Annotated in this window: 17 protein-coding genes and 1 tRNA gene; 8 read left to right on the forward strand and 10 right to left on the reverse strand. The window is 71.6% G+C overall.

What is annotated here, in order from left to right; genetic code table 11:
- Window positions 1–74: 74 nt before the first annotated feature.
- Window positions 75–148 (forward strand) — tRNA-Asp (locus ACZ6Y7_RS00585).
- 346 nt (window positions 149–494) lie between these two features.
- Here the strand turns inward: ACZ6Y7_RS00585 and bldC are convergent.
- Window positions 495–701 (reverse strand): developmental transcriptional regulator BldC, encoded by a 207-nt coding sequence (gene bldC / locus ACZ6Y7_RS00590; RefSeq protein ID WP_014137253.1) that lies wholly within the window; start codon window positions 699–701, stop codon window positions 495–497.
- 486 nt (window positions 702–1,187) lie between these two features.
- Window positions 1,188–2,102: a DUF8083 family protein gene (locus ACZ6Y7_RS00595; RefSeq protein WP_465755688.1), complete on the reverse strand. Its 915-nt coding sequence runs from the start codon at window positions 2,100–2,102 to the stop codon at window positions 1,188–1,190.
- A gap of 206 nt (window positions 2,103–2,308) precedes the next feature.
- Here ACZ6Y7_RS00595 and ACZ6Y7_RS00600 point away from each other — a divergent pair, with 206 nt between their 5' ends.
- Together ACZ6Y7_RS00600 and ACZ6Y7_RS00605 are read left to right on the forward strand one after the other, a co-directional pair.
- Window positions 2,309–3,466 (forward strand): Glu/Leu/Phe/Val dehydrogenase dimerization domain-containing protein, encoded by a 1,158-nt coding sequence (locus ACZ6Y7_RS00600; RefSeq protein ID WP_465755689.1) that lies wholly within the window; start codon window positions 2,309–2,311, stop codon window positions 3,464–3,466.
- 385 nt (window positions 3,467–3,851) lie between these two features.
- Window positions 3,852–4,109 carry a DUF3073 family protein gene (locus ACZ6Y7_RS00605; RefSeq protein WP_402221592.1) on the forward strand — a complete coding sequence of 86 codons (258 nt, stop codon included), beginning with the start codon at window positions 3,852–3,854 and terminating at the stop codon, window positions 4,107–4,109.
- 165 nt (window positions 4,110–4,274) lie between these two features.
- Here ACZ6Y7_RS00605 and purM read toward each other — a convergent pair whose 3' ends face one another.
- The 3 genes from purM to ACZ6Y7_RS00620 all read right to left on the reverse strand — a co-directional run bounded on the left by purM (window position 4,275) and on the right by ACZ6Y7_RS00620 (window position 8,127).
- Window positions 4,275–5,357, reverse strand: a complete 1,083-nt coding sequence (purM, locus tag ACZ6Y7_RS00610) for a phosphoribosylformylglycinamidine cyclo-ligase (protein WP_465755690.1) — start codon at window positions 5,355–5,357, stop codon at window positions 4,275–4,277.
- Window positions 5,358–5,455: 98 nt separating this feature from the next.
- Window positions 5,456–7,039, reverse strand: a complete 1,584-nt coding sequence (gene purF, locus ACZ6Y7_RS00615; protein WP_465755691.1) for an amidophosphoribosyltransferase — start codon at window positions 7,037–7,039, stop codon at window positions 5,456–5,458.
- Window positions 7,040–7,281: 242 nt separating this feature from the next.
- Complete coding sequence (locus ACZ6Y7_RS00620; RefSeq protein ID WP_465755692.1) at window positions 7,282–8,127, reverse strand: diacylglycerol kinase family protein; 846 nt, start codon at window positions 8,125–8,127, stop codon at window positions 7,282–7,284.
- A 126-nt stretch (window positions 8,128–8,253) separates the two neighbouring features.
- Here ACZ6Y7_RS00620 and ACZ6Y7_RS00625 point away from each other — a divergent pair, with 126 nt between their 5' ends.
- Together ACZ6Y7_RS00625 and ACZ6Y7_RS00630 are read left to right on the forward strand one after the other, a co-directional pair.
- Window positions 8,254–9,537, forward strand: a complete 1,284-nt coding sequence (locus ACZ6Y7_RS00625) for an adenylosuccinate synthase (RefSeq protein ID WP_465755693.1) — start codon at window positions 8,254–8,256, stop codon at window positions 9,535–9,537.
- Window positions 9,538–9,672: 135 nt separating this feature from the next.
- Window positions 9,673–10,275, forward strand: a complete 603-nt coding sequence (locus ACZ6Y7_RS00630) for a GNAT family N-acetyltransferase (RefSeq protein ID WP_465755694.1) — start codon at window positions 9,673–9,675, stop codon at window positions 10,273–10,275.
- A 36-nt stretch (window positions 10,276–10,311) separates the two neighbouring features.
- Here ACZ6Y7_RS00630 and ACZ6Y7_RS00635 read toward each other — a convergent pair whose 3' ends face one another.
- Window positions 10,312–10,467, reverse strand: coding sequence for a hypothetical protein (locus ACZ6Y7_RS00635; RefSeq protein WP_465755695.1), 156 nt, complete (start codon window positions 10,465–10,467; stop codon window positions 10,312–10,314).
- Window positions 10,468–10,792: 325 nt separating this feature from the next.
- Between ACZ6Y7_RS00635 and ACZ6Y7_RS00640 the strand changes: the two genes are divergently transcribed.
- The 3 genes from ACZ6Y7_RS00640 to metG all read left to right on the forward strand — a co-directional run bounded on the left by ACZ6Y7_RS00640 (window position 10,793) and on the right by metG (window position 13,793).
- Window positions 10,793–11,641 (forward strand): helix-turn-helix domain-containing protein, encoded by an 849-nt coding sequence (locus tag ACZ6Y7_RS00640; protein ID WP_465755696.1) that lies wholly within the window; start codon window positions 10,793–10,795, stop codon window positions 11,639–11,641.
- Complete coding sequence (locus tag ACZ6Y7_RS00645; RefSeq protein ID WP_465755697.1) at window positions 11,638–11,877, forward strand: DUF397 domain-containing protein; 240 nt, start codon at window positions 11,638–11,640, stop codon at window positions 11,875–11,877. The genes ACZ6Y7_RS00640 and ACZ6Y7_RS00645 overlap by 4 nt, the downstream gene beginning before the upstream one ends.
- A gap of 185 nt (window positions 11,878–12,062) precedes the next feature.
- Window positions 12,063–13,793, forward strand: a complete 1,731-nt coding sequence (gene metG / locus ACZ6Y7_RS00650; protein WP_465755698.1) for a methionine--tRNA ligase — start codon at window positions 12,063–12,065, stop codon at window positions 13,791–13,793.
- Window positions 13,794–13,859: 66 nt separating this feature from the next.
- Here the strand turns inward: metG and cutA are convergent, their stop codons facing one another.
- The 4 genes from cutA to ACZ6Y7_RS00670 all read right to left on the reverse strand — a co-directional run bounded on the left by cutA (window position 13,860) and on the right by ACZ6Y7_RS00670 (window position 16,435).
- Window positions 13,860–14,198, reverse strand: coding sequence for a divalent-cation tolerance protein CutA (gene cutA, locus ACZ6Y7_RS00655; protein WP_465755699.1), 339 nt, complete (start codon window positions 14,196–14,198; stop codon window positions 13,860–13,862).
- Window positions 14,199–14,335: 137 nt separating this feature from the next.
- Window positions 14,336–15,259: a class I SAM-dependent methyltransferase gene (locus tag ACZ6Y7_RS00660; RefSeq protein WP_465755700.1), complete on the reverse strand. Its 924-nt coding sequence runs from the start codon at window positions 15,257–15,259 to the stop codon at window positions 14,336–14,338.
- Window positions 15,260–15,485: 226 nt separating this feature from the next.
- Window positions 15,486–15,980, reverse strand: a complete 495-nt coding sequence (locus ACZ6Y7_RS00665) for a hypothetical protein (protein ID WP_465755701.1) — start codon at window positions 15,978–15,980, stop codon at window positions 15,486–15,488.
- Window positions 15,953–16,435: a hypothetical protein gene (locus tag ACZ6Y7_RS00670; protein ID WP_465755702.1), complete on the reverse strand. Its 483-nt coding sequence runs from the start codon at window positions 16,433–16,435 to the stop codon at window positions 15,953–15,955. Before ACZ6Y7_RS00670 ends, ACZ6Y7_RS00665 begins: the two co-directional genes overlap by 28 nt.
- Between the last annotated feature and the right edge of the window lie 11 nt (window positions 16,436–16,446).

A 16,446-nucleotide genomic window follows, 5' to 3' on the forward strand; every position in this document is an offset into this window, starting at 1 on the left:
CTGGGGGCCCACCATGGGCTACGATCTGTCTTGTTCGCAGCGCGGCAAGCGAGTGAACGAGATCAGAACACTCTGGTCCCGTGGAGCAGTTGGTTAGCTCGCCACCCTGTCAAGGTGGAGGTCGCGGGTTCAAGTCCCGTCGGGATCGCCGTAGGCGAGAGGCCCGGAACCGTCAGGTTCCGGGCCTCTCGCTTTTGTCCGCCCGGCCTTATACCCCAGACCGGGCGCGGACCACAAGTGAAGGACCGCGTGACGGTCGTCACCGAACTCCCTCGAAAACCCGGCTCGGCACACCCCGCCCAAGAGGCCGTTAATTTAATATGTAAAATTGCACTTCTATTCACTGTAAATCCCCCCCGCCCCTTGAGCATCAAATCGTTATCCGGAGTTCAGCATTCCGACGGTCGGGCGGGCGGCCGGGGGTATGGCAAAGGGGCCGCTTACCGGACCCGGCGGAGTCCGGTAAGCGGCCCCTTTAAAGAGCCTTTGGCCTATCAGGCCTCAGTGCGCTGAGCCGGAATCCCGGCCAGCAGGGCGCGCACCTCCGCCTCGCGGTAACGGCGGTGACCGCCGAGCGTGCGAATCGACGTCAGCTTGCCCGCCTTGGCCCAGCGGGTGACCGTCTTCGGGTCCACGCGGAACATGGTGGCAACCTCTGCCGGCGTCAGCAGCGGCTCAGCATCAGGGGTACGAGCGGTCATGAGCGGCCTCCTCGGGAGAACCGAACCAGGGCGGTTCTATCCTTCAAATTCTGCACCTTGGCCCGCGATGCCCGAAATGGCATAGACGGGCCGAGTCGGTTATAGGACGAACGGCTTGTCCTGGTGTCTACAACTACACCATCCGTCCAGCCCTATCGACCAAACCGCCAAAATTGACCCCTCACGGGTTCAAGGCCGACGGATGGCGATGGACCACCCCATAACGGACAGTCACACGGCGATGACATCCGGTTACGAGGGGACCAGACCCTCCGTTTCCCCGCAAAGCACGCATCGACTCCAGAACCACCCAAAAGTGGGCACGCTCACGTGAAGTTGGGCTGGTTGTCCCATTTTTGCACATAGGGGTAAGTTCGCGTCAACGGTGAGTAGTGTCACGTTCGGCAGCTATTGACCCGAACCAGGACCTTGGTCATGGCCGGTGCGGCCCAAGGACCCTTCCAGTCATACACGGGCGGTCGGACGTCAGTTCGCGTACCGCAGCGCCAGCACCCGGCGCCAGCGGACCGTCAGTTCTCCGTACACGCGCAGCGCCTCGGCGGTGTCCCCGGCCCGCAGCGCCCGCAACCCCTCCTCCAGCTCTCCCGCCGAACGGTCCGCCAGCAACCGCTCCGGCCCCAGCAGATGCACCAGTCCCCCGTAGTCCAGCTCCACCAGCGAGCGCGGGTGGAACTCCTCCAGCCACCGCCCGATCCGCTCCGCCCCGCGCGCCAGGTCCCCCTGCGGCACGGCCTCGCGCAGCGCCCGGTAGGCCCGGGCCACCCGCCGCCGCGCCTGCGCCATCGGCACCAGGTAGAACAGCGCCGCCGGCCGGGCGTCCCCCTCCTCTCCGCCCCCTCCGTCCTCCTCTTCCCCCGCTCCGCCCGGCACGAAGCAGCGGTCCTCGTCCCCGAACGGCAGGAACCAGCGCACCGGGACCTCCCACCGGCTGGTCAGGATCCACGGCCGGGCGTCCGGGTGCTCGGCCCGCCAGCGCTCCCGGTCCGCCTCGGCGGCCTCCCGGGCCGCCGCCGGAAGCGCGGTGTCCAGCAGCGCCACCGGGCCCCCGGCCCGCAGCTCCTCCAGCGCCTGCCAGCTGCGCAGCCTGGTCGCCCACGGGCAGACGTACAGTACGCCGTCCACCACCCGCAGGTACGCCCGCCCGCTCTCCCGCTCGGGCAGCGCCCGGGGCGTCCGGGCGGCCAGCTCCGCGAGCGCCTCCCGCTGCTCCTCCAGCACCGCCGCCGCGACCGGCTGGGCCGCCTCCACCGCGTCCGGGCCGCGCTCCGCCGCGTAGGCCTGCCAGCGCGCCCGCTCGGGCTCCGGATAGGCCGCCAGCGGCTCGTAGACCCGCAGGTGGGCGGCGTACGGCGGTTGTACGGAGGTGCGTACGACGGTCACGTCCTGCATGGTCGCACGCGCCGACCGGACCGGGGAGGGCGTGCCCCGGACCGTTCGCGCCCGCACCGCCCACCCCTCCTCGTCTCACCCCTCGGACAACCGGCACAAGCTCGGACAAGAGGGCGGATCGGCGGCGCGCTCGCGACTACGCTTCGCCTTAGGCGCCCGCACCACAGCAGCGGGCCTTCGATACTGGAGTCACCACAGTGACCGACGTACAGACCCCCGCCACGCACCCCGCACCCGGCGTGCTCAGCAGGATCTTCCGTACCGAACAGGACGGCGCCCCCGGCGACGGCCACGAGCAGGTCGTCCTCTGCCACGACCGCGGCTCCGGCCTGAAGGCGATCATCGCCATCCACTCCACCGCCCTGGGCCCCGCCCTCGGCGGCACCCGCTTCTTCCCGTACGCCTCCGAGGAGGAGGCGCTGGAGGACGCGCTGAACCTGTCCCGCGGGATGTCCTACAAGAACGCGCTGGCCGGGCTGGACCTCGGCGGCGGCAAGGCCGTCATCATCGGCGACCCGAACAAGGACAAGAACGAGGCGATGCTCCGGGCCTACGGCCGCTTCGTCGAGTCCCTGCGCGGCCGCTACATCACCGCCTGCGACGTGGGCACCTACGTGCAGGACATGGACGTCATCGCGCGCGAGACGGAGTTCGTGACCGGCCGCTCGCCCGAGCACGGCGGCGCCGGCGACTCGTCCATCCTGACCGCCTTCGGCGTCTTCCAGGGCATGCGGGCCACCGCCCAGGCCCGCTGGGGCCAGCCGACCCTGCGCGGCAAGCGGGTCGGCGTCGCGGGCGTCGGCAAGGTCGGCCACTACCTGGTCGGCCACCTGATCGCCGACGGCGCCACCGTCGTCATCACCGACCCCTTCGAGGCCGCCGTCAACCGCGTGCGCGCGGCCCACCCGGACGTCGAGGTGGTCGCCGACACCGCCGCCCTGCTCCGGGCCAAGCTGGACGTCTACGCCCCCTGCGCCCTCGGCGGCGCGCTGACCGACGACGTCGTCGCGGCGCTGGGCGAGTTCGGCACCTCGATCGTCTGCGGCGCGGCCAACAACCAGCTGGCCCACGCCGGCGTGGAGAAGGACCTCGCCGACCGCGGCATCCTCTACGCGCCGGACTACCTGGTGAACTCCGGCGGCGTCATCCAGGTCGCCGACGAGATCGACGGCTTCAACTTCGAGCGGGCCAAGAACAAGGCCACCAAGATCTTCGACACCACCCTGGAGATCTTCACCCGGGCCGCCGTCGACGGCGTCCCGCCGGCGGTGGCCGCCGACCGCCTGGCCGAGAAGCGGATGCGCGAGATCAGCGCGCTGCGCACGGTCCTGCTCCCGGGCGCCCGCCGGGCCTGATCCCGGTCGCGTCACCGGAGTCCGGATGCGCGGGGGGCCGCCACCGCGGTCCCCCGCGCATCACGATGTGGAACCGGATTCTCACTTCTCCGTCCGAACGGGTGATCCGAGGTCCCCCTTGGGGGGATAATCGGTCCTGGAACGACGAACCTCAGACACCTCTGGACAGCGCGCAAATTGCCGCAAAACCTCCCCTGACCTGGGACGACCCGGTCTCGGGTGCGGTCGGTGCGCGCCACGTCACACCGACGACGTACCGTCCAGCGGCGGAAACAGGTACCGTTAATGCTCCAAGGGACGGTCCTCCCATTCGGGCAGACCGGTCCTGATCATGAACACGTGTCAGACTCGGGGCCGTGAGCCCCATCGTTGAGGGGGTCGACCCATGGGGCGCGGCCGGGCCAAGGCCAAGCAGACGAAGGTCGCCCGCGAGCTGAAGTACAACAGCGGCGGGTTCGACGCTCATCGTCTGTCCAACGAGCTGGGCGTATCGCCGTCCACCGCTTCGATCGACCCCGAGCCGATCGAGGAGGAAGAGGACGACGACCCGTACGCGGAGTACGCCGCCCGCTACGGCGCCCTCGACGACGAGGACGACAACGAGCCGGGTGCCGGGGCCTCGCAGGCCTCCCGCCGCTCGTAGCCACAGCTTCACCGGACCGGTCCGGGCGCCCAGTGCGCCGGGCCGGTCTTCGGCGTTCCCGCGGACGGCCCCGTGGGGCCCGCCGGTACCCGTGGGACGCGGGAGGCCCCCTTCCGGCGTGCCGGGAGGGGGCCTCTCGTCGGGTCGGGCGGGCCGGGGGCGGGATCAGGCCCGGAAGCCCTCGTAGGCGTTGTAGAGGGCCGCGCCGCCCTCGTGCTCGTCGGTGCGCTCGACGATGTCGCCGAGCAGCCAGGACTCGACGCCGCGGTCCTCCAGGATCGACAGCACGACGTCCACCGAGTGCGGCGGGACGACCGCGACCATGCCGACACCCATGTTGAGCGTCTTCTCGATCTCCAGCGTGGCCACGTTGCCGACCTCGGCGACGGTCCGGAAGACCGGCAGCGGGGTCCAGGTGCCGCGGTCCAGGCGGGCGTGCAGGCCGTCCGGGATGACCCGGGCCAGGTTGGCCGCCAGGCCGCCGCCGGTGACGTGCGAGAAGGCGTGCACCTCGGTGGCCCGGGTGAGCGCCAGGCAGTCCAGCGAGTAGATCCGGGTCGGCTCCAGCAGCTCCTCGCCGAGGGTGCGGCCGAACTCCTCGACCTTGCGGTCCAGCTTCCAGCCGGCCTCGTTCAGCAGCACGTGGCGGACCAGCGAGTAGCCGTTGGAGTGCAGGCCGGAGGCGGCCATCGCGATCACCACGTCGCCGGCCCGCACGCGGTCCGCGCCGAGCAGCGCGTCGGCCTCGACGACGCCGGTGCCGGCGCCCGCCACGTCGTACTCGTCCGGGCCCAGCAGGCCCGGGTGCTCGGCGGTCTCGCCGCCGACCAGGGCGCAGCCGGCCAGCGCGCAGCCCTCGGCGATGCCCTTGACGATCGCGGCGACCCGCTCCGGGACGACCTTGCCGACGCAGATGTAGTCGGTCATGAACAGCGGCTCGGCGCCGCACACCACCAGGTCGTCGACGACCATGCCGACCAGGTCGTGGCCGATGGTGTCGTGCTTGTCCATGGCGGCGGCGATGGCCACCTTGGTCCCCACGCCGTCGGTGGCCGAGGCCAGCAGCGGCCGCTCGTAGTTCTTGAAGGCGGACGCGTCGAAGAGGCCGGCGAAGCCGCCGAGGCCGCCGACCACCTCGGGGCGGTTGGCCTTCTTCACCCACTGCTTCATGAGCTCGACGGCGCGGTCGCCCGCCTCGATGTCGACACCGGCGGCGGCGTACGTGGCGCCGTTCTGGTTGGAGGTCACTGCGTGCGGCCCTTTCGGGTCTGGTGGGGGTGGTTCGTACAGCGGAAGGGGCGGAACAGCGGTGGGGCCCCGGTTCGCGGGACCCCACCGTGGTGTCGTTACGGGCGGCGCAGCGCGTCGGCCGCGCCCGCCCCGCCGAGCAGCGACTGGACGCCGTCCAGGTCGCTGCCGCTGGTCGGCTTGCCGCGGACGGCCGGCTGCTGCTGGCCGCCCTTGATCTCGGCCTCCAGCAGGAGCTTGCCGAGCAGCGCCGGGTCCGGCAGCTCCATCGGGTACTCGCCGTCGAAGCAGGCCCGGCAGAGCTTGTCCTTGGGCTGCTTGGTGGCCTCGATCATGCCGTCGATCGAGATGTAGGAGAGCGAGTCGGCACCGAGGGTGCGGCCGATCTCCTCGATGGTCATGCCGTTGGCGATCAGCTCCGCGCGGGTGGCGAAGTCGATGCCGAAGAAGCAGGGCCACTTCACCGGCGGGGACGAGATCCGGATGTGCACCTCGGCGGCGCCGGCCTCGCGGAGCATCTTCACCAGCGCGCGCTGGGTGTTGCCGCGGACGATCGAGTCGTCGACGACCACCAGGCGCTTGCCGGCGATGACCTCGCGCAGCGGGTTGAGCTTGAGCCGGATGCCGAGCTGGCGGATGGTCTGGCTGGGCTGGATGAAGGTGCGGCCGACGTAGGCGTTCTTCACCAGGCCGGAGCCGTACGGGATGCCGCTCGCCTCCGCGTAGCCGATCGCGGCAGGGGTGCCGGACTCGGGCGTCGCTATCACCAGGTCGGCCTCGACCGGGGCCTCCTTCGCCAGGCGGCGGCCCATCTCCACGCGGGAGAGGTGGACGTTGCGGCCGGCGATGGAGGTGTCGGGGCGGGCCAGGTAGACGTACTCGAAGACGCAGCCCTTGGGCTTGGCCTCGGCGAAGCGGGAGGTGCGCAGGCCGTTCTCGTCGATGGCGACGAGCTCGCCGGGCTCGACCTCGCGGATGAAGGAGGCGCCGACGATGTCCAGCGCCGCCGTCTCGGAGGCGACCACCCAGCCGCGCTCCAGCCGGCCGAGCACCAGCGGGCGGATGCCCTGCGGGTCACGGGCGGCGTAGAGGGTGTGCTCGTCCATGAAGACGAGCGAGAACGCGCCCTTGACCTTGGGCAGCACGACCTTGGCCGTCTCCTCGATGGAGAGGTCCGGGTGGCCGGCGAGCAGCGCCGTCACCAGGTCGGTGTCGTTGGTCGCGGCGGTCCGGCCGGAGCGCGAGACGTGCTCCTCGCCGGGCAGTTCGGCGACCATGGCCGCCAGTTCGGCGGTGTTCACCAGGTTTCCGTTGTGCCCGAGGGCCAGCGAACCGTGCACGGTCGCCCGGAAAGTCGGCTGGGCGTTCTCCCAGACCGAGGAACCGGTGGTCGAGTAGCGGGCGTGTCCGACGGCGATATGCCCGTGCAACGACCCCAGGGAGGCCTCGTCGAAGACCTGGGAGACGAGCCCCATGTCCTTGAAGACGAGAATCTGGGAGCCGTTGCTCACTGCGATGCCCGCGGATTCCTGACCGCGGTGCTGCAGGGCGTAAAGGCCGAAGAACGTGAGCTTGGCGACCTCCTCGCCGGGAGCCCAGACACCGAAGACGCCGCAAGCGTCCTGGGGGCCTTTCTCGCCGGGAAGGAGATCGTGGTTGAGTCTTCCGTCACCACGTGGCACGCCTTCGAGTCTAGGGCAGTTGGCACAGGCTTCCGGAACCCGGGATGCCGGGATTGTCGGACGATGGTTGAGTAACGCGCGTAGACAAAACCCCTTACGGGGTGGGGATTTCGGGGTGGCGCAATTCCGGCGGGTGGCGGTTGGCCTTGCGGTTCGCGCCCGTTGGGGAATTCCGTGTGCGGAGCGAGGGCCGTCGGCGCGCGGCCGAACGTGAGCCTGCTCACCCGGCGTTCACCGCCGCTTCACGCGGCCGGGAGCAGCAGGCCCCAGGCGCCCGGGTGCACCGTCCAGGTGCGGGCGCGCACCGGGCCGACCGGGTGGCCGTCCGCCTCGTAGCCGAAGCCCCGGCCGACCACCGAGACGCTGGCCGCCCTGGCCCGCACCAGGGCGCCGGAGGCCCGGACCACGACCTCCATCTCGCCCGTCCCGCCCGAGGCGCCGGAGGGCAGGGAGACCTGGACCAACCGGACGGGCCGGTGGACGTCCGCGAGCAGCCGCCCGTCCGCCTCGACCCGGACCCGGGGGCTGTGGTCGGTGCCCTCCGGAGTGAGTGCGTTCGCCTGCTCGGCCGCAGCCAGTTTCGCCCATAGCGAACGCCAGCCACCCGGACGGCCCACCAGTCGGCGGGTGCCGCCCCCCGTGATCCGCACCCCGCCGAGAGCGACCCCGCCGCCGTCGTCCACCAGCAGGTCCAGTCGGCGCGGCGCCCCCGACAGCACCGCCCGCGCGGCCCGGACCGGCTCCCCCGGCACCCCCAGCGCGCGGGCCGTCGCCAGCTCCTCCGTACGGCCGACCGGAATCATCCCCACCGCTTCCGCGCCCAGCTCACGCTGCCGATGCAGCGCCTGCAGCACCCGCTGCAGGGCGAAGTCGGAACCGATCACCACCGGTCGCCGCCGCCCCCGGTGCGAAAGCATCCGATCAAGCTCGGAAGGGTTCTCCGGAAGCACCACCTTGACGTCCGCACCCCCGCAGAGCACGTCCTTCGCGATCCGCACCGACTCGCCGTCGGTCTGCCGGGCCACCGGGTCGAGGAGCAGCAGGAGCGGCTCGGGGCCGCTCGTTCCAGGCGTGGACAGGGACGACACGACCGGTCCTTCCTCAGGTAATCTCTCGGTGCAAGAGCCCCTTGCGCCATTGCGCCAGGGGCTTCGTCTATCTCGGGGCAGACTGCGGCCTACGCAGGATGCCCCAACCGGAAGGGGTGTACGCCTGTGCCGGCACTCGTGCTCGTTGGCGCTCAGTGGGGAGACGAGGGCAAGGGGAAGGCCACCGACCTCCTCGGTGGCTCCGTCGACTACGTCGTCCGCTACCAGGGCGGCAACAACGCCGGTCACACGGTGGTCATCGGCGACCAGAAGTACGCCCTGCACCTGCTCCCTTCCGGAATCCTCAGCCCGAACGTCACGCCGGTCATCGGCAACGGCGTCGTGATCGACCCGGCGGTGCTGCTCTCCGAGCTGGCCGGCCTGAACGACCGCGGCATCGACACCTCCAAGCTGCTGATCTCGGGCAACGCCCACCTGATCACGCCGTACCACCGCACCCTGGACAAGGTCACCGAGCGCTTCCTCGGCAAGCGCCGGATCGGCACCACCGGCCGCGGCATCGGCCCGACCTACGCGGACAAGATCAACCGCGTCGGCATCCGGGTCCAGGACCTGTTCGACGAGTCGATCCTGCGCCAGAAGATCGAGGCGGCGCTGCACGACAAGAACCAGGTCCTGGTCAAGCTGTACAACCGCCGCACCATCCCGGCCGACCTGGTGGTCGAGGAGTACCTGGGCTACGCGGAGAAGATCAAGCCCTTCCTCGCCGACACCACCCTCGTCCTGGACGAGGCGCTGAAGGCGAACAAGGTCGTCCTGCTGGAGGGCGGCCAGGGCACCCTGCTCGACGTCGACCACGGCACGTACCCCTTCGTGACCTCGTCGAACCCGACCGCGGGCGGCGCCTGCACCGGCGCCGGCATCGGCCCCACCAAGATCGACCGGGTCATCGGCATCCTCAAGGCCTACACCACCCGCGTCGGCTCCGGCCCGTTCCCGACCGAGCTGTTCGACGCGGACGGCGAGGCGCTGCGCCGGATCGGCGGCGAGCGCGGGGTCACCACCGGCCGCGACCGCCGCTGCGGCTGGTTCGACGCCGTCATCGCGCGCTACGCGACCCGGGTCAACGGCCTCACCGACTTCTTCCTGACCAAGCTCGACGTGCTGACCGGCTGGGAGCAGATCCCGGTCTGCGTCGCGTACGAGATCGACGGCAAGCGGGTCGAGGAGCTCCCCTACAACCAGTCCGACTTCCACCACGCCAAGCCGATCTACGAGACGCTGCCGGGCTGGACCGAGGACATCAGCAAGGCGAAGTCCTTCGCCGAACTGCCGAAGAACGCCCAGGCGTACGTCAAGGCGCTGGAGGAGATGTCGGGCGCGCCGATCTCGGCCATCGGCGTCGGCCCGGGCCGGGACGAGACGATCGAGATCAACTCGTTCATCTGAGCCTGGGCACCGCCCGATCGCTTCGAGGGCCCCGCGGGATTCGTCCCGCGGGGCCCTCTTTCCGTCCCGGCCGGGTCGTTTGCACTAGCGCAACAACCTCTTGCTTCTAGTTCAACGTCGCGTTACGTTCGGCCCATGACCGCGAAGCTGCCCACGCCCGTCACCCTCACCGGCCGCCACATCCGGCTGGAACCGCTGGACCGCCGCCACTTCGCCGACCTGTGGAGCACCGTCGGCCCCGACCCCGAGGTCTGGCGCTGGGTGCCCGTCGTCGTGCCCGCCACGGAGGAGGAGATGAGCGCGCTGCTCGACGCCCGCCTCGCCGAGGCGGCCGCCGGGGAGTCGGTGTACTTCGCCGCCGTCGACCTCGCGGGCGGCCGGGCCGTCGGCATCACCGGCTACCACGACTTCAGCGCGGAGAACGAGTCCCTGGAGATCGGCGGCACTTGGTACGCCCGCTCGGTCTGGCGCACGGCGGTCAACACCGAGGCCAAGCTGCTGCTGCTCACCCACGCCTTCGAGGAGCTCGGGATGGGCCGCGTCTTCTGGAAGACCGACGCCCGCAACGAGCGTTCCCGCAAGGCGATCCAGCGCCTCGGCGCACAGTTCGAGGGCGTCCACCGCCGCCACCGCGCCCTCCCGGACGGCACCTGGCGGGACAGCGCCTACTTCTCGATGCTCACCGAGGAGTGGCCGGCCGCCAAGTCCCGTCTGACCGGACGGCTTTCGCAGGGCTGACGGTCCGCCAGCTGTCGGGATCGCCGAATGCGCCCGCTATTTCCGGTCGGCGCCGGTGGAATGCCCGGCCGCGAACTCGCGCTTCGCCCGGCGGGGTTCACGGGGCTGGATGTTCACCAGCCAGACCAGCCAGCCGACGAATACGACGGCGAGGAGCAGGGCGGACAATGCGGCGACCAGGAGTGCATTCACCGCGACGCGGAAATGCGACGGGAAGGGCGGGGATGATGAGGGGGGCGGAGAGACGGGGGAAGTGGCATGGCTGTCTCCGGTCGGTGATGTCGGGCGCCGCGACCATGCATCTGGCGTGTCATTACGGCTGTTTGATGACTGTTTAGACAACAACAAGTCAGTGAGTGACACGGACGACCCTAGGGTCAGGGTGCCAGAGTTGCTACCGAGCGGCAGAACGTTCACTCCATCGTGGGGTATCCCCCATTTCGGTAGCTGGCGCCCGGTATGCGCGGCACACTTCACCGGAAGCATCGACCGCAGCCGCGACCCGGAGAAGAGAGTCATGCCACCCCGCTTGTCGCCGACCGTGCGCCAGCAGCGCCTCGGGATCGAGTTGCGCAGGATGCGCGAACGCGTGGGCGTGACGCCCAAGACCCTCGCCGCCACCATCGGCACCGACCTCCCCAAGATCTCCCAGATGGAGAACGGGAAATCGGGCATCAGCGCGGAGCGGCTGCGGATCTGGGCACACACCTGCGGCTGCGAGGACGGACCGTACCTCGACGCGCTGCTCGCCATGACGCAGGACCGGCGCAAGTACTGGTGGGACGGCTACCGCGGCCGGCTGCCGAACGCGATCATCGACATCGCGGAGATGGAGCACCACGCGGCGTCCCTGTCCATCCTGAACAGCACGTTCATCCCCGGCCTGTTGCAGACTCCCGCGTACGCCGCCGCGGTGTTCGAACGGCTCCCCCCGCAGCACCGGCAGGAGGCGGAGATCCGGAAGGCATTCCGGATTCGGCGCCAGCAGGTCCTCGTCGACCAGCCGAAACCGTACAGCGCGATCCTGCACGAGTCGGCGCTGCGCATGCAGTTCGGTGGTCCGGAAGTACTGCGCGACCAGTTGCGGGCCCTGCTGGAGAATTCCGAGCGGCCCGGGGTGGAGATCCGGGCGATCCCGTTCAGCGTTCCCACGTACACGGGATCCGGGGAGAGCCTGTACCTCGCCCGGGGGCCGGTCCCGGAGCTCGACACCGTCCAGATCGATCTCTCGCACGGGCCCAAGTTCGTGCACTCCGCGGTGGAATTGGACTCCTACCGCCGGATCAAGGAGAGGACCGCGGAGATCGCTCTCGGGCCGGAGGAGACCCGGGAGTTCATCCGGACCTTACTGAAAGACTTCTCATGAGCACGTGGAACAAGGCATCGGCCAGCGGCGAGAGCACCGACTGCGTCGAAGTCAGGTCGGCGGGCGGGCTGGTGGAGATCCGCGAATCCGACCGGCCCGAGGTGGTCGTGCGCACCACGCCCCGAAAGTGGGCCGCCTTCGTCCGCGGAGTGAAGGCCGGGGAGTTCGACCGGTACGGCGATCCCCCCGTGACCGGCGGCCGGGCGGGCCGTGACCAGCGGCCCCGCCGGCCGTGACCAACGGCCCGGCCGGGCCCTGGCCAACGGCCTCGCCGGGCAGGGCGAGCGACCCCCGCCGGCCGTGGGGGCGAGCGGGCGAGCCCGGCGGCGGCGGTAGGCTTGGCAGCCCACAGTGGACCCCTGCGCCTGGCACAGCACCCCCGGGTGGGGTGCGCGTGCGGGAGAAATCGGAGCATCCGAGGATGGCTCGGCACCTGATCACCAGCGCCCTTCCGTACATCAACGGGATCAAGCACCTGGGCAACATGGTCGGGTCGATGCTCCCGGCGGACGTCTACGCCCGCTACCTGCGCCGGCGCGGCCACGAGGTGCTGTTCATCTGCGCCACCGACGAGCACGGCACCCCCGCCGAGCTGGCCGCCCAGGAGGCCGGGCTGCCGGTCGCCGAGTTCTGCGCCCGGGCGCACGACGCTCAGAAGGCGGTCTACGACGGCTTCGGGCTCTCCTTCGACCACTTCGGCCGCAGCTCCTCGCCGCAGAACCGGGAGATCACCCAGGAGATCGCCCGCGAGCTGCAGCGCAACGGCTTCATCGAGGAGCGCGCGGTCCGCCAGGTGTACTCCAACGCCGACGGCCGCTTCCTGCCGGACCGCTACATCGTCGGCACCTGCCCGCACTGCGGCTACGACAAGGCACGCGGCGACCAGTGCGAGAACTGCACCCGGGTGCTGGACCCGACCGACCTGCTGGAGCCGCGCTCGGCGATCAGCGGCAGCGCGGACCTGGAGGTCCGCGAGACCCGGCACCTCTTCCTGCTCCAGTCGAAGCTGACCGAGGAGGTCGAGGCCTGGGTCGCCGCGCACGGCGACGAGTGGCCGGTGCTGGCCTCCTCGATCGCCCGCAAGTGGCTGACCGAGGGCCTGCAGGACCGCTCGATCACCCGCGACCTGGAGTGGGGCGTCCCGGTGCCGGCCGACGTCTGGCCCGAACTGGCCGCCGAGGGCAAGGTGTTCTACGTCTGGTTCGACGCCCCGATCGAGTACATCGGCGCCACCAAGGAGTGGGCGGACGCCGCCCCGGCCGGGCAGCGCGACTGGAAGTCCTGGTGGTACGAGGCCGACGAGACCGTCCGCTACACCGAGTTCATGGGCAAGGACAACGTCCCGTTCCACACCGTGATGTTCCCGGCGACGATCCTGGGCTCGCGCCGCCCCTGGAAGACCGTCGACTACGTCAAGGCCTTCAACTGGCTGACGTACTACGGCGGGAAGTTCTCCACCAGCCAGAAGCGCGGCATCTTCAGCGACGTCGCGCTGGAACTGCTGCCCGCCGACTACTGGCGCTACTTCATGATGGCGCACGCCCCCGAGTCGGACGACTCCAGCTTCACCTGGGACCTCTTCGCCTCGGTGGTCAACAAGGACCTCGCCGACACCCTGGGCAACTTCGTCAACCGGGTGCTGTCCTTCAGCCGCAAGCGCTTCGGCGACGACGTCCCCGGCGGCCACGCCGCGGGCGAGGCCGAGCAGCGCCTCGGCGAGCAGGTCGCCGGGCTGCTGGCCGAGTACGAGGCCCAGCTGGACGCGCTCAACTTCCGCAAGGCCGCGCAGGCCCTGCGCGCGCTGTGGAGCGCGGGCAACGCCTACCTGGACGAGAAGGCGCCCTGGCTGCAGGTCAAGACCGACCCGGACGCGGCGGCGCTGACGCTGCGCACGGCGATGAACCTGATCCAGCTGTACGCGGTGGTGTCCGAGCCCTTCATCCCGACCGCGGCGGCCGCGATGCGCGCGGCCTTCGCGCTGCCCGCGGACTCCCCGGCGGCCACCCTCCGCTGGGTGGCCCCGGAGCAGGCCCGGGCGCTGGACCTGGTGCCGGCCGGGACGCCGTTCACGGTGCCGCCGGTGCTGTTCGCCAAGATCACCGACGAGGACCTGGCAGCCTGGACGGAGCGCTTCGGCGGCGCCGAGGGCTGAGGACCGTCACCCGGCGGCGGGGCCCGGAGGATCACCTCCGGGCCCCGCCGTGGCGCGGGCCCCCGGTCATCCGGCCCGGTCGGCCGTCTCCGTGGCCAGCCAGCCCAGGTAGCCGGGGCTGCCGGCCACCACCGGCACGGCGACCAGCTCGGGCGTGTCGTACGAGTGCCGTTCGGCGACGAACGCGCCGAGCCGGTCGGCCAGTTCGGCGCGGGTCTTGAGGTCGATCCGCCACTCCTCGCCCTCCTGCACCTCGCCCTCCCACCAGTACACCGACCGTACGGGGTACACCTGGGCGCAGGCCGCCAGCCGCTCCCGCACCACGGCGGACGCCAGGGCCCGCGCCTGCTGCTCGCTCTCGTGGGTGGTGGTCACCACGACGAAGCGCTGCTCGCTCGCTGTCATGCCCCGACGGTATCCCGGGCGTCGGGCGGGGCGGGCGGTCCGGCGGGGCGGCTGGTCCAGCGGGCGCCCGCCCCGGCGGCGGGCGGGCCAGCGGCGGGCGGGCCGGCGGCGGGCGGGCCGGCGGCGGGCGGGCCGGATCAGGCCTTGCGGGCCGTGTGGACGGTCATCGCGGAGAGGTAGAAGGCGTCCGGGCGGCGCAGGATGCCGGTCGGGGCGTCCTCGTCGAGGAGGGCTTCGAGGGTGGCGCGGTCCTCGGGGAGGAGGCTGTCGGCGAGTTGGTCGTGCAGGCGGCTGAGCTGGGTGTGCAGGTACGCGCGGGTGGGCCGGTCGAGCGGGGCGGGGCGGTCGACCAGGAAGGTGCGGGTGCCGCTCGGGGTCAGCCCGGCGCGCTCCAGCATGGCCGGCCAGTCCTCGATCTCCTCGGTGCTGCCCGGCAGTTCGGCCCGCATGGTGCTGAAGCCGTCCTCGTGGGCCGCGTCCAGCCGGGCCTGGAAGCCGGGGCGACCGAGGCCGAAGTCGCGGGGCAGGTAGCGCGCGGCCAGGCCGCGTTCGGCGACGGCGAGCAGACCGCCCGGCCGCAGCAGCCCGGCGAGCGAGGTGAGCGCGGCCTGCTGGTCGCCCAGGTGGTGGATCGCGTTGCCGGACCAGATCAGGTCGGCCTCGCCGAGCTTGTCGAACTCGGCCGGCAGGTCGGCCTGTTGGGTGCCCAGCCGGCCGCCGGAACGGGCCCGGGCGCGCTCCAGCAGGGCGGCGGACTGGTCGACGGCCACCACCTCGGCCGCGGGGAAGTCGTCCGCCAGCAGCCCGGCGATCACCCCGGGCCCGCTGCCGACGTCGAGGACCCGGCGCACCTCCCCCGCGCCGTACAGACCGGACAGCCAGTGCGCGGCCGCGGTGACGGCGTCGGCCCTCAGGTCGGCCTCGTGCTCCAGGTGCGCGGCTAGCGCGTCCCAGTCGAAGTCGCCGGCGGGGACGTGGCCGTGACCGTGGCCGTGGCTGTTGCCGTGACCGTTGCCGTGGCTGTTGCCGGGGTGGTGCTGCCGGTGGTGGTTCGAGGTCATGTCCGGACTCTCCGTTCGTGGGTGCCGAAAGCTTTCCCGCCGGCGCGGGCACCGAGGCGCCGGACACGCGGCGTGGCCGCGGTGCCCGTCCGCGGTCCTCCTCCGCCAGGCTGCGACCGGTCTCCGCTCTTCGGCAAGCTTTGTTGCCACCCCAGCAAATCCTCCCGCGAGCCGGCCTCGCTCAGCCCCGTCCCGCTCAGCCCCGCCCCGCTCAGCCCCGCCCCGCTCAACCCCCGGTCCGCCGCCAGTACGAGCGCGCCGCCAGGGCCAGCGCGACCCCGTACCCGGCGAACGCGCCGATGCCGACCCAGGCCACCAGCAGGGTCTGCTCGGGTGAGGCGGTGGGTTCGTGCCGGATGCCGACCACCCCCGCGCCGCACAGCACCAGGTAGCCGCTCCCGACCAGGCCGTACGGCGCCAGCGTCGCCGCACCGAGCAGCGCGGGGGTGAGCGGCAGCCAGCGCGGGACGCGGCGACCGCTCAGCGGCAGCGTCCAGCGCGGGAACACCTGCCCCCACGGGCGCACCAGGCCCCACAGCAGGAGCACCCCGACCGCCGCCAGCAGCACCGTGCCGTCCAGCCCCCAGGACTCCAGGGTGAGCCAGAGCCCGGAGGACCCGTTGCGCACGTACGCCGCGCGCACCTCGGCCCCGCTGATCCCGGCGAAGCTGCCGCCGAACGCCCAGACCAGCTTCATCGTCGCGTACGGCAGGAAGGCCAACGTCCCGGCGCAGGCGGCGAGTTGGACGGCGGCCGGGGCCGCCGAGGGGGCGGGGGTCGGTCGCCAGCACCGGGCCGTCGGGCACGGGCCGTGCGGGCCAGCAGCAGCGCCCCGCCGGCCGCGAGCGCGCGGTTCACCGCGTCCGGGACGCTGTCCACCCCCTCGCCGAACAGCAGTGTCACCACGTCCATCAGCAGGCTGAAGGCCGCCGCCGCGGCCAGCCCGCACAGCAGCCACAGCGCCCGCCCGAGCCGGCGCGACGCCCCCGGCCGCCCGCCCGGCGCACGCAGCCGCACCGCCGCCCACCCGGCCCCGACGGCGGCCGCTCCCAGCCCGGCGACCACCCACCCGAGCCCGGCCACCCCGAACAGCGCCGTCCCGCTCAGCGCGCACCCCAGCCCGAAGCCGGCGTAGCCGACCCCCCAGGTCACGACCGCCCATCCGTTCCTCGTCATGCCGCCAGGCT

This window comes from Kitasatospora sp. NPDC053308 (assembly GCF_055585785.1).

Coding starts and splice junctions, on each gene's coding strand:
- ACZ6Y7_RS00630 (WP_465755694.1), top strand. CDS start 9,673: ATGACCGCGAAGCTGCCCACGCCCGTCACCCTCACCGGCCGCCACATC.
- cutA (WP_465755699.1), bottom strand. CDS start 14,198: ATGACAGCGAGCGAGCAGCGCTTCGTCGTGGTGACCACCACCCACGAG.
- ACZ6Y7_RS00645 (WP_465755697.1), top strand. CDS start 11,638: ATGAGCACGTGGAACAAGGCATCGGCCAGCGGCGAGAGCACCGACTGC.
- ACZ6Y7_RS00670 (WP_465755702.1), bottom strand. CDS start 16,435: ATGACGAGGAACGGATGGGCGGTCGTGACCTGGGGGGTCGGCTACGCC.
- ACZ6Y7_RS00660 (WP_465755700.1), bottom strand. CDS start 15,259: ATGACCTCGAACCACCACCGGCAGCACCACCCCGGCAACAGCCACGGC.
- bldC (WP_014137253.1), bottom strand. CDS start 701: ATGACCGCTCGTACCCCTGATGCTGAGCCGCTGCTGACGCCGGCAGAG.
- ACZ6Y7_RS00605 (WP_402221592.1), top strand. CDS start 3,852: ATGGGGCGCGGCCGGGCCAAGGCCAAGCAGACGAAGGTCGCCCGCGAG.
- metG (WP_465755698.1), top strand. CDS start 12,063: ATGGCTCGGCACCTGATCACCAGCGCCCTTCCGTACATCAACGGGATC.
- ACZ6Y7_RS00640 (WP_465755696.1), top strand. CDS start 10,793: ATGCCACCCCGCTTGTCGCCGACCGTGCGCCAGCAGCGCCTCGGGATC.